The following is an 11,803-nucleotide window of genomic DNA, read 5'->3' on the forward strand; positions in this document are numbered from 1 at the left end:
GTGTGTTGAATTGGAGTTTGAGTTGATGATTTGGCTCGCTGTTTTGGCGGTGCCTACTGCTGGGGCACCACTTTTTGCCTGGACCTTTAGCCGCTGGCTCGGCGCGCTAACCGCCCCCTGGATCGGGGGAGAGGCGGCGGCGGGTCATGAATGATCTGAGGAACAATGCGCCGGGAAGATACTTCGTGTTTTGATCGGCCTCACGTTGGAAGAGACATTCGAGTTCGAACGGCTGGATAGCCAGCCGTTTGTCGCAGGCGACAATGACCATCGCGACGGGCGCGTCCTGTGGCCGGTGGGGGTGAGCAGCGCTGGCAGGAGCTGTATGCCAAAGACGAGGGCGCTTGGAAGGCCTGGTTGGCGCAAAAACGCGGCGAGGAATTTAAGGGTTTAGCCTTTGTTAACCATCGCGGACCCATTTTCTGGTCCGGCTTTCCAACCGGAAAATGAACGCATGTTTCAGCTGTTCTTGCGGGCTCGGACCTACAACTTTCTGAGAGGCCATATGGGCGATCGGGAATTCCGCGCGCGCTCATCCGAGCGCGACATGGAAACGGATCGCTCCCGCATCGAATCCATTATGGTCGCGATCGAAGATGCCCTGCAGGCTGCCGAGCGGGAGCAGTCGGGCCTGAATCGTCGCGTGGAGGACGTGCTGGCGCGGGCTGCCGTGACGCTAGGCAACGGTGACGACGAATATCTGGAGCGGGAACACCTAGACAACCATCATCAAGATCTCTTCGATAAGGAGATCCTGAACGGCCAGCGTCGGCTCAAGGAGCTCGATTCCTCAATCGGCCACTTCAAGTTTTTGAGGGCGGCGATGCTCACTCGGTTTCCGGACTACAAGTTGCCGGAAGACGACAATATCGCACCAGGCACACCGAGCTAGTTGGTCCAAGCGGCTGATCCGGTCCGCAGGCAGAGCTTGCGCGTGAAAGTTGTCAGAGAACCTGTTCGAAACAGAGTATGACTGCCACTCCGATCGGAATTGCCCTCAACGGGGCTCATTTCTCGCCGTACGCCGCAATCGCCTCTCTTCGTTTTAATGGATACTTCGCTTCGGCGTATCCGTCCGGCGAGGACCCCGGGCAGCTGAGCTTGCGGAGTTCCGGTGTTTAAGGTGGATGGAGCAATCCGTCAGATCTTAGGGTGTCAATCGCTTCGTCGAGGGTGAGGCCGCGATGCCGGCAGAACCACTCTCCAGTGTGCCGGTGCCACTGGATATCGAAGCGGTTGCGGCTGATCCAGTCGAGGCGAGCGAAGGGGGCGTCAAACTCTTCGCCGAGATTCTCCGGGAAGCCGGAGCGGTAGCGTTGAACGAAGCGATATTTGGTGCCGTGCCACTTTCCCAGGATATCGATGGGGTAGTTGAACTGCGTCGGTCGGATAGTGGGCAGGAAGCGGGGCCTCAGAAAGTCGTCGATCAGCTGCTGGCAGGCGGCCGTCACCGCCGATTTATCTGCCGCGGACAGACCGCTTGCTCTCATGTGTCCTCGGCTCACGCTGCTTCGATATGGCTCGGCATTGGCTTTCGCCAATTCCACGGCAGAAGCTCATCCAGCCTCTGGATAGCATGATGATGCGCGCGAGCACGTCGGCGAGCCAAGCCTGTGGATCGATGTCGTTGAGTTTGCAGGTAGCAACAAGGGTGTAGATGGCCGCCGCTCGCCGGCCGCCCTCATCGGAGCCGGCGAAGGTCCATTTTTTCGTCCCACGGCGACCGCCCGTAGCTCACGGTCGGCAGCATTGTTCGACATGCAAAGCCGTCCGTCATCAAGGAAGCGGGTAAATGCATCCCAGCGGCTGAGGCAGTAATTGATCGCCTTGGTCGTGTCGTTGTTCCTGGAGAGCTTGGCGCGCTGCTGGCGCAACCACGCCTCCAGCTCGACGATCAGAGGGCGGCTACGCTCCTGGCGCACACGCAAACGTTCCTGCGCAGCAAGACCGTTGATTTCGCGCTCGATAGCGAACAGGACATCGGTGCGCTTGACCGCCTCCGCCGCGATCGGCGCCTTGGTGAGCCGCGCGAGGTCAAAGAACTTGCGCCTGCCGTGCGCCCAGCACGCGGCCTCGATGATCGGGCCGCCCTTGCGATTGGTCTCGTAGAGCCTGCCAAAGCCGGCGTAGGCGTCGGCCTGCATCAGTCCGGCATAACCCGCCAGATGTTGCTCCGGATGCGCACCGCCACGATCGGGCGAGTAGAAGAACACGGCCGCCGGCGGATCTGGGCCGGCAAACGGACGGTCGTCGCGAACGTAGGTCCATAGCCGGCCGGTCCGGGTCTTGCCCTTGGCAAGGACCGGCACCGTGGTGTCATCCGCGTGGATGCGCTCGGCTGCGAAGACATGGCTCCGGATCGCATCGACCAGAGGCATCAGCGTTGCCGCGGAGGCACCCACCCAGTCCGCCAGCGTCGATACGTCGAGGTCGATGCCTTCACGCTGGTAGACGTCGCTCTGACGATGAAGCGGCAGGTGCAGGCCGTACTTGGCAAACAGAACATGGGCCAGCAGCTTGGGCCCTGCACGCCCGCGCGCAATCGGATGCGAGGGGGCCGGCGGCTGGGTAATCGCTTCGCAGGCCCGGCAGACGAGCTTCTCGCGCACGTGCTGGATCACCTTCCACTGGCGCTGAACGAGCTCCAGCGTCTCGGTTACGTCTTCGCCAATCTTGCGCAATCGGCTGTCGCCGCAGCATGGGCAGGTGGCTGGCACCGGATAGACAAGGCGCTCCCGCGGCAAATGCTCCGGCAGCGGCCGGCGGGCTGGCTTGCGGCGCTCGAACGATGGCACCGCAATCTTCTCGGCTGCCATCTGCGCCGCAGTCTCAGCTTGCGCCGCGTTCTCCTCCAGGTCGGCAAGCTGTAACTCGAGTTGGTCCAGCAACGCGCCTCGCTCGGAGGACTGCCCGAACTGCTCATGCCGCAGCTTCTTGATCGTGAGCTTGAGCTTCTTGATCAGCAAGCTCCCCGCCTGGGCCTCGGCTTGCGCGGCCAACCGGGCCGCTCGCTCGGCGCGCAGCATCGCCTGCAGCGTGGTCACATCGTCGGGAAGAGAATAGTCGCAATCCACACCCGCACGCCCGACGCAATGGGGATCACCGTGGGCGTCCATCTGCCAGCGCCGCCACGGCGGCCTTCAGCGTCGCCGCGTCGACCGTACCCGTGATCCGCATCCGAGCCCCGGCAGCAAACTCGATCTCGATCGACCCGCCGCTGCTGGTCGGCGCGAGTGGACAAGGCGTCGGCCCTGCTTCCGCGACCACCATCGCGGGTACGAAGCCAGGGAGATCGGCGGCATTCTTCGGCTCAGGCCGAAACGACCGTCGCCATCGCAGCAGCAATGAGCGCGAAACGCCATACCGCCGCGCGGTTGCCGCGACCTGGCGCGACGCCTGTAAGCTCTCCAGGACGATCTTGAGCTTCTCATCCTCGGACCAGCGCCGTCGCCGGCCCGTGTCCACCACCTCAAGCCGTTCGACTTGGGCACTGCGCCTATCACTGTCCATAAGGACAGTTCTCAACAACACGCCTCGCTCCGCAAGGCGGCCCTCACCGGATGGATACGCTTCGGCGCTGTAGGAGAGCCAGCTGGATGAAAGTTCCGCGCGCGGAACGGTAAACAAATTTGGAGCGGTTGAGCAACGTGATGTTTAGATTGTATCAGGTTCCTATCGGACCCGAGTCCCGTTCCGAGTGAACGCACTGCCTTCTATAAATTTTTTTAAGCGGAACGTCAGGCTTGACGCCTACCCGTCGAAACAACGACGGAGGCGAACTTGCAAAAGAGTTTTGATGTTCAGGGCTTTGGAGCTCTTTCTGAATGGAACGGTCAGTTCAGCAGTACATCTGCCACGGATGCCTTTCAAACAATGGCGACGCTCGGAGCGAATTCGACCGAGTTGACTGCTCGCATCTGGACTCCAAATGGGAATAGCGACCAGGTTCTCGCTGATGCCGCGACCACCGAGAGTGATGCCAGTCTATTAGCGGGCTTCCAGGCCGCGCATGCGGCCGGTTTGTCGGTTGTATTCAAGGCCGCGCTCTCATCCTTTGACCACACACCGAGCTACTCTTTGGCCCCGACCGACGTGCGGGCTTTCTTCGCATCCTATCAGGCCGAGATTGTTCACCTTGCGAGTATTGCGCAGTCGGCAGGCGTCGAGACGTTCGATATTGGAAACGAGATGGGGAGCCTCTCCGGAGCGCAATATCTTCCTTATTGGACTGATTTGATCAACGCGGTCCGGAGCGTCTACCAAGGACAATTGACCTATTCCGCCGCAATGGATGAGGCCTCCAAGGTCGGGTTTTGGGGGCAGCTCGATACAATTGGAGTCAATGCTTATCCGTCGCTGACGGCCAATAGCTCGCCCACTGTGCAGGATCTGGTGCATGCCTGGAATAGCGTTCCCGTCAACCCCTACTACGCGTCCGCATTTGAATACCGATCGCCGGTCGACTTCCTCCATACGCTTTCCGAGCAGTTCGGAAAGCAAGTCCTTATGACCGAAGTCGGGTATCGAAGCATAGACGGAACCGCGATTGATCCCAGCGTTTGGGGAACAACTGGCGCGGAGAACGACAGTAGCCAAGCCGACGCCTACAATGCCTTTTTCCAGGTATGGTCTGCTCAGGGAGGAAGCTGGTTCAAAGGTGCCGAACTTTGGCAGTGGGACTTGAACAACCAGTTTTCACCGACCGGTTATTCAGTCATGGGCAAACCTGCTGAAGCCGTGGTTTCAAGCTATTTTCACGGCACCGGATACGTTCCAAAACTCGCGGTTACCGCTTCGGCGATTGCCGATGTGATCGATGTCGGTAACGGCGGAGCCAGTATACAGGCTGGACTCGGCAACGACGTCATTTTCGGCGGGTCGGGAAACGATACGATCGTCGCCGGTCCGAGCAGCGTTGGACCGCTTACGTCGACCACAATCACGTTAACCGGATACGGCTCAATCGTGAACGGCGTCGGCGCGCAGGCACAGGTTATGGTTAATGGCAAGGCGGTGTCCGGCCTTCTTGAATTTAAGCCTGCGCTCGACCCGTCCGGCTATCAGACCTACACGATATCCTTCCCCAATGCCGGCGTAATCAGCAGCCTTGATATCGGCCTCTACAATGCGAGCCCGGGCCGCGCCCTGCACCTGAAAGAGATTTCAATCAATGGAGTCGAGCTGCATCCGGCGGACGCCACCAACAACAGCGCTCCGGGCTCGTTCGATCTCTATGTATTTTCCATTCACGTCGACACGACAAACCATCAGGATTGGTTCTATGGTTCGGCCACCGATAACGACACCGTGTACGGGGGACCGGGGAATGATACAATCACCGGCGGTGCCGGAAATGATGTCATCGATGGAGGGGACGGAATCGATACGGCGGTCTATGCCGGCAACGTTGCCGATTACCGGATTGAATTTAATGGCGATCAAATTTTGGTCAGCGATGGGGTCTCAAATCGCGACGGTAGCGACCAGCTGACAAACATCGAGTTCTTGAGGTTTGCAGATACAACGCTGGACGTCGCTAGGCTGAGGTCAGGCGCTGGAGTTCTCGCTGCAGGGGATCGGCTGCAGGTTCAGGCGGTGGACTCGGCTGGCGCTCCGACTATGGAAGTGATTGCCCATGCTGACGGCTCACGCGATGTGTACACATATGGAGAGGTAGGCAAACCATATTCGTCCGAGCACGATCTGGTGGCTGCAAATGGCCTGACGATCCTCCGCGAACAGTTTCGTTCTGATAGTACACTGTACTACAAGCAGGTGACCGATCCGAACGGAGTCACCACTTTTGATCAGTACGATCAAGCGGGCCACCTCGTTCAGGGAATCGTCAAGGCCAGCGACGGTTCTTCACAGCAGTTCACATACGATTCTAGCGGCAACGTCGTGAGCGAAACCATAGCGCATTTGGATGGCACGCGGGACGTTTACGATTATGGCATTGCAGGAAAAAGCTTCACCTCACAGCACACAATGACGGATGCGTCCGGGCATAGCGTGCTGGTCGAGCAATTCCATTTGGATGGTACATTATTCTATAGGCAGGCGACGGACTCGAGCGGGGTCACGAATTTCGACCAGTACGATCAGGCGGGTCATCTGGTTCAGGAAACCGTCAAGGCCAGCGATGGCTCTTCCCATCTGTTCACGTATGGCTCCAGTGGCAACGTCGTGAAGGAAACCATTGCACATCTGGATGGCACCCGGGATGTCTACGACTATGGCATTGCAGGAAAGAGTTACACCTCACAGCACACAACGACGGATGCCTCCGGGCATAGCGTTCTGGTCGAGCAATTCCATTTCGATGGTACATTATTCTATAGGCAGGCGACGGACTCGAGTGGGGTCACGAATTTCGACCAGTACGATCAGGCGGGTCATCTGGTTCAGGAAACCGTCAAGGCCAGCGATGGCTCTTCCCAGCTGTTCTCGTACGGCTCCAATGGCAACGTCGTAAAGGAAACAATAACGCATTTAGACGGCACCCGGGATGTCTACGACTATGGCATTGCAGGAAAAAGTTACACCTCACAGCACACAACGATCGATTCCTCCGGGCATAGCGTGCTGGTCGAGCAATTCCATTCCGACGGTACACTGTCCTATAGGCAGGCGACCGACTCAAACGGGAGCACGACGTTCGACCAGTACGATCAGGCGGGCCATCTCACGCAAGAGCTGGTCAAGGCAAGCAATGGTTCTTTCGATCAATTCGTATTTGACGAACAAGGCAACTTGGCAAAGGAGACGGCGCAGCATCTTGACGGAACGCGCGAAGTGGACACGTTCTACGCGCCCGGAAATCCATATCTGGCGCGGCACGACGCTTTGGACGCGCAAGGACTTACAATACAGACAACCGTAGACTATGCGGCAGGTGGGCACGTCATGACCGCCAACGTGGCCGGAACAGCTATTGTGGCCAGCTCAGGCAACGATGTGATGAACAGCGCAGGAGGAGATACGTTCGTCTTCAAAATGGCCGCCGGCATCCATCAGATCAACCATTTTCTGGTTGGGGACGCACCGGAACATGACGTTCTTCAGATCAGCAAGTCGATCGCGACTGATGTGTCTCAGTTGAACATGCATCTGTCGGACCAAGGTATGGTGATTGACCTTGGGCACAACGCAACGATCCTTCTGGCCGGCATCTCGATCAATCCCACCGCACACGATTTCCTGTTCGTGTAGCGTTCGTATGAACTCCAGCTTTTTCGACTTGCAAGAGGCGAAGGGATGACCCGGTTGCCAAACAACGCGAGGATGCCTTGCCTAGTCTAAAGCGACCGCCCGTCCACTCAATATTCGAGGACGCCCTGCGGGTACCTGGGATTAGCATAGCGAACGTAAGTCCGCGCCGGTCCATATGAATAACGCGGCTCGTCTCTCGTGCGCGGGTCCAACGTATAGGAATAAGATTGCTCGAGCGATCGGTGACGGACATGCACCTCGGTCGCGCATCCGCAGCGAGGGCCGCAATACGGATTGAGGCCACGGTCAATGCGCAGAACGCGCTCCGCGCGCTCCTGCAGCGGAATGACCGGGTAATCGGCCGCGAATGCCGGCACTACAAAGCAGGTCAAGCTTACAGCAAATCCGAGAACGCCGCGAAGAGATTGCATAGCCATATTTCCCAACTGCCCTCGACCTTAGACGTTTCAGCCAATTCGGGCAATATGGTTTATCTTTGCCGGATCTTTCATCTACCTTCGTCGCGGCTTAACTGCGCAAAGTCCTCGTGAATGCCGGATCGATCGCTTGGGTGGCCTCGTCCAGGAAGGCCCGGCCGCGGCTCGAGGCTCGGCGATAAGCGGTGACGACCGCATCCTTCTGAGCGGGCGAACGCGTCAACATGATGCGCACGTCTCCCTGCGCGAGTTCCTTCAAGTCGGGATCGACGACCGCATCGAAGCGCGTCACCGCATCTAGCCGTGCGGGCATCAATCGCGCGTCATTTGGCGCTGTCAGATAGGCCATCCGCAGCGCCTCCACCATGGTGGGACTGTTCGGGTCGTGCTGCATCTCCAGCAGGGCGAGCGAGAGCCAAAGTTCAGCTTCGTAAGGTGCAAATGAGAGGACGCGTTTGAGGTGCATCCGCAACGGCTCATCGTTAGGAGCCGCCGCTCCGCCGGGCCGGACCTTCCGAATGGCGATCAACGATGCGCGAAGGACCTCATTCGCCTCGAGATCCGAACGAAGTGGAAAGAACAGTGTGAGCCAGGTCGACCCGGACGGAGCGGCCGGACTGCTTCCGGGCAGACCCCGCGGAAACTCCGGACGATCTAGCGCCGTCGCCTCGGCGACGAGCGAGGCGGCCCCATAGCTGCCGGTCGCGAGCGCAAGGGCGATCAGCACGATACGGGTTCGACTCGATGAGATCATTCGGTTCTCCTGAAACGTGTCGTTCACAGAGCAAGTAGCCGATTGCCTTGAATTGTTAAAAGAGTGAGGTTGCCCGTCGCATAGGCGCCCGTGTCGATGTTGATGCGATTGGGGCGCCGATCGGGCTGTTGGACAGGTGTATGACCGTGCACGATGTATTTCCCAAAGTTCTGATTGCTTCGCAGAAATTCATCGCGAATCCACAGCATGTCGTGCTCTTGCTGCTTGGCTAGGGCGACGCCCGGCTTGACGCCAGCGTGAACGAAAAAGAAATCGCCGCATACAAAACGCGGACGGAGGTTCTTCAAGAAGTGCAGGTGATGCGGCGGAATGGCTTGCGCAAATTGTCGCACCAAGTCCGCTTGCTCTTCGGCGTCAGGGTTCAACGATGACGGTCGCAGGCCATAGGAGACCAGCGTCTGCAGCCCGCCAAACTGCTTCCAGTCCTGCAATTGGGACGCGTCATCGAGGACGTCGAACAGGAACGATTCGTGGTTGCCCTTTAGAAAGACCGACTCATGCTTTCGGCTGCGCTCGACGAGGAGCGCAATGGTGCGATTGGAGTCCGGGCCGCGATCGATGTAGTCGCCTAGGAAGACGTGGATCGGGCGCATCGAGCCGACGGTTGCGAGGTCCTTGTCAATCACGGTGAACATTTGCTGAAGCAGGTCGGCGCAGCCGTGAATATCGCTGATGGCGTAAATGCGAATGCCGGCCGGCAATCTCGGTTTTTCGGATCTGGATTTTGATCGTCGCAATGGCAGCATTTGTCGAACTTCTTGGGTCTCTTTCGGACCTACCCGTCAGAACTCGAACAGCGCGTATGTCTTTGTATAGTAAACAAATTGCTCAACGGGTACGTCGCTTTTAGTTCAATTTGATGGATCAAACTGACCAGAATCTAAAATCGTTCCGGCTAGCTTTCCACCCGAAGAGAGATGTGGGGAGCAATGCATGCGCAAGTTTTCAGTCTTGGCCGCGGTGGCTATCACCGCGACGCTCAGCTTGTTTCAGTCGGCGCATGCCGGACTGCTTGGTATGCCGATGGGACTTCAATCGGCGATCCAGCATATCAAGCTCGAAGCGCCCACCTTGCCGCCGATGTCATATACGCAGTTTTGCTTACGCTACCAGGATGAATGCCGCAAGCGGCCGATCTTCCGGGGTGGACCGGTCAAGCTGACCGAGGAGCGCTGGGCCGATCTCAAGGAAGTCAACCAGGTTGTCAACCGCGATATCGCTCCGGAGAGCAACGAACTCGGTCTTGCCGGGGAGAAGTGGCTGATAAACCCGTCGCGCGGCGATTGCAACGACTATGCCGTAAGCAAGCGCCATGAGCTACTGGCGCGGGGCTGGCCGGCGAGGACGTTGCTCCTCGCCGAGGTCGTTGTCAGCTCGGGCGACCATCATCTTGTGCTGGTGGTGCGCACCCGGACCGGCGACCTCGTCCTCGACAATCTCAATCCCCAGATCAAGCCCTGGGGGCGCGTGCCTTATCGCTGGGTTCGTGTGCAGCTTCCGAGCAACCAAAAGCTATGGGCGACCGTTGCGGCCCGTGGCGTTTGAGTGCTTTGGCTAGCCGTCGCCGCCCTTGGTGCGGCCTTCGGTTTGTGAAAGCCCGAGGCCGATTATGACCGCCGTTGCAATCTGCGTTGTCAGTAGAAGCAAGCCAGAATCGCAGAACGCCCCGCAGAGCAGCGTCAAAATGGCGGCAGCTGCAGCGGAGGCATAGAAAGAGTCACGCCCGCGTTTGACTGCGCCTACGAACAGAGCAGCAGCTACCAGCAGGCCCAGAACCACAAGCACTGCCATCGCCGGAAGACCCCATTCGAGAGCGATGGAGATCGCCGTCGAGGGCGGAACCGGCGCCGGAGTCGCCGCGAGATCCCAATAAACTTGCGTCAGCAATGTGAAGCTGCCGACGCCGTTGCCGAGCCAGGGCGTGTCGGAAAGGGCGCGCTCTGCCGGCGGGAGCATCTCGCTATCTGCGGCCGCAAATCCGGCGATTCCGGCGGAGGGGGAAATCTGGAGGTGCGGGATGAGAAGGATGGTTGTGGGGCCCACGAGGATCACGAACAGCGTCAGTGACGGCCAGGCGCGCAGCCCAAAGCGCCGAACTACCGCAATGAATAGAATCGTAGCGCAGCCAAGCGCAATGGCGATCAAGAGGTTCGTAGACGCCTCGCTTGACGCCGACGCGAGCCCGAGCGCAACACTGGTCAGGCCGACCGCAAGCCTAAACATTAGCGGATCGAGGGACCACTGCCCCTGGTCGCGCCGACTCAGATGGCGTTCGATCGCCATGGAGATGACGGCGCCACCTGCGAGCACCGCCAGCGGGGCGACGGCAACAAAGGCCTCCGCCGGATGGGAGGTGATGCCGCCGAAGGCAGGCAGCCGACCCAGCAAGCGCACGAGCGACATGAATGCAGTCACGATGCTGAGCACTATCAGAGTTGTCTCGGCGCGCTGTCGATCGCGCGTCACGATTGCCGTGCCGGCCAACAGCGACAGCACTGCCAGGTAGTGGAAGAGGCCGCGCAGCGTGGATCCCGGGTCCAGCGTGATGCGCCTCCAAAGCGCAGGATCGTTCAGTGCGATCGATGCCGTCGACCAGATCGGATTGGTCAGGCCTGAGAACGGCAGCGGCATGATCTGGAGGAGCATCCAGGCGACGGGAAACAGCATCACCAGCGAAAATCGCTTGATCAGCCGTATCCCGGGCGCGACGTCGCCTTGCGCCCCGCTTGCGGCCGAAATTAGGATGATCGCGGCGGCGACCTCGAAAGCAGCCTCGGCGCGAGCACCAACGGTGATCGCGAATATCGGCATTACAGCGAGTAGAATGATCAGTAGGCGAAAGGCGATCGACAAGTCGGAAAACTTCAGGAGTGCGGCGCGGACCAACGCCAGTTGCTCAGCCGCCGGGGACTATCGCATATCGACGGCGTGACGCAAACTGGCCAAGTGCGGCTGCTTTCGTTGGACGCTAACCGATCGCGATGCGGGCGAATTAAATGGCGCCGTTACTGCCGCCTAGCGCATCGAATCGATCGAGCGCTTCCGAAAGAGCATGGCGACGGACGCAGTACGCGACGTTCTAGGCGTTCGCATCGCGGCAAGCGTGCTTCGCGTCAATAGCCCGAGGGCGTAGCCAAGCTGGGGCATGACGCCGATCAGCAGGGTGCCGCCGACCGCGCCCAGGAAATCGGAGCCGAGCGCGAGCATGAGCCCTAACCCGATCGGTATCGCCAGCATCGTGACGGGCACTATCACCCAGACGCGGAAAGTCCAGGCAAGGGTGGCACCGGTAAGAAACAGCAAGATGGCAAGCGGAAACATGTTCGATCTCCGCCGCCATCTTTCCATGGGGAGTCCTAAAAAAAGACTAAATCAAAAG

9 protein-coding genes and 1 pseudogene are annotated in these 11,803 nt (G+C 59.2%); 3 read left to right on the forward strand and 7 right to left on the reverse strand.

Going from position 1 to position 11,803, the window contains the following annotated elements:
* Positions 1-454: 454 nt before the first annotated feature.
* Complete coding sequence (locus tag ACVIIW_RS17790; RefSeq protein ID WP_456701900.1) at positions 455-892, forward strand: hypothetical protein; 438 nt, start codon at positions 455-457, stop codon at positions 890-892.
* 226 nt (positions 893-1,118) lie between these two features.
* On the opposite strand, the gene ACVIIW_RS17795 is transcribed toward ACVIIW_RS17790, so the two are convergent.
* The 3 genes and pseudogenes from ACVIIW_RS17795 to tnpA all read right to left on the reverse strand — a co-directional run bounded on the left by ACVIIW_RS17795 (position 1,119) and on the right by tnpA (position 3,510).
* On the reverse strand, positions 1,119-1,547 hold the full coding sequence (locus ACVIIW_RS17795; RefSeq protein WP_456701901.1) for a DUF3024 domain-containing protein: 429 nt from the start codon (positions 1,545-1,547) through the stop codon (positions 1,119-1,121).
* Positions 1,502-3,026 (reverse strand): annotated as a pseudogene (gene tnpC, locus ACVIIW_RS17800) (IS66 family transposase). Before tnpC ends, ACVIIW_RS17795 begins: the two are co-directional and overlap by 46 nt.
* A 73-nt stretch (positions 3,027-3,099) precedes the next feature.
* Complete coding sequence (tnpA, locus tag ACVIIW_RS17805) at positions 3,100-3,510, reverse strand: IS66-like element accessory protein TnpA (RefSeq protein WP_456701902.1); 411 nt, start codon at positions 3,508-3,510, stop codon at positions 3,100-3,102.
* A gap of 270 nt (positions 3,511-3,780) precedes the next feature.
* Here tnpA and ACVIIW_RS17810 point away from each other — a divergent pair, with 270 nt between their 5' ends.
* A complete protein-coding gene (locus tag ACVIIW_RS17810; protein WP_456701903.1) occupies positions 3,781-7,212 on the forward strand; it encodes a glycoside hydrolase family 113 in 3,432 nt (1,143 codons plus the stop codon).
* 528 nt (positions 7,213-7,740) lie between these two features.
* Here ACVIIW_RS17810 and ACVIIW_RS17815 read toward each other — a convergent pair.
* Both ACVIIW_RS17815 and ACVIIW_RS17820 read right to left on the reverse strand, forming a co-directional pair.
* The gene (locus ACVIIW_RS17815; protein ID WP_456701904.1) at positions 7,741-8,403 is read right to left on the reverse strand and encodes a hypothetical protein; all 663 of its coding nucleotides are present in this window, start codon (positions 8,401-8,403) and stop codon (positions 7,741-7,743) included.
* Between the two features lie 23 nt (positions 8,404-8,426).
* Positions 8,427-9,170, reverse strand: a complete 744-nt coding sequence (locus ACVIIW_RS17820; protein ID WP_456701905.1) for a metallophosphoesterase — start codon at positions 9,168-9,170, stop codon at positions 8,427-8,429.
* Between the two features lie 187 nt (positions 9,171-9,357).
* On the opposite strand from ACVIIW_RS17820, the gene ACVIIW_RS17825 reads away from it, so the two are divergent.
* On the forward strand, positions 9,358-9,969 hold the full coding sequence (locus ACVIIW_RS17825) for a transglutaminase-like cysteine peptidase (protein WP_456701906.1): 612 nt from the start codon (positions 9,358-9,360) through the stop codon (positions 9,967-9,969).
* 9 nt (positions 9,970-9,978) lie between these two features.
* Here ACVIIW_RS17825 and ACVIIW_RS17830 read toward each other — a convergent pair whose 3' ends face one another.
* Positions 9,979-11,277, reverse strand: coding sequence for a hypothetical protein (locus ACVIIW_RS17830; protein ID WP_456701907.1), 1,299 nt, complete (start codon positions 11,275-11,277; stop codon positions 9,979-9,981).
* A 162-nt stretch (positions 11,278-11,439) separates the two neighbouring features.
* A complete protein-coding gene (locus ACVIIW_RS17835; protein WP_456701908.1) occupies positions 11,440-11,745 on the reverse strand; it encodes a hypothetical protein in 306 nt (101 codons plus the stop codon).
* Between the last annotated feature and the right edge of the window lie 58 nt (positions 11,746-11,803).

The organism is Bradyrhizobium sp. USDA 4449 (genome assembly GCF_054056275.1).

Bases quoted from the DNA above. Each gene is read 5' to 3' on its own strand.
- ACVIIW_RS17835 (WP_456701908.1), bottom strand. From the start codon at position 11,745: ATGTTTCCGCTTGCCATCTTGCTGTTTCTTACCGGTGCCACCCTTGCC.
- ACVIIW_RS17815 (WP_456701904.1), bottom strand. From the start codon at position 8,403: ATGATCTCATCGAGTCGAACCCGTATCGTGCTGATCGCCCTTGCGCTC.
- ACVIIW_RS17790 (WP_456701900.1), top strand. From the start codon at position 455: ATGTTTCAGCTGTTCTTGCGGGCTCGGACCTACAACTTTCTGAGAGGC.
- ACVIIW_RS17820 (WP_456701905.1), bottom strand. From the start codon at position 9,170: ATGCTGCCATTGCGACGATCAAAATCCAGATCCGAAAAACCGAGATTG.
- ACVIIW_RS17825 (WP_456701906.1), top strand. From the start codon at position 9,358: ATGCGCAAGTTTTCAGTCTTGGCCGCGGTGGCTATCACCGCGACGCTC.
- tnpA (WP_456701902.1), bottom strand. From the start codon at position 3,510: ATGGACAGTGATAGGCGCAGTGCCCAAGTCGAACGGCTTGAGGTGGTG.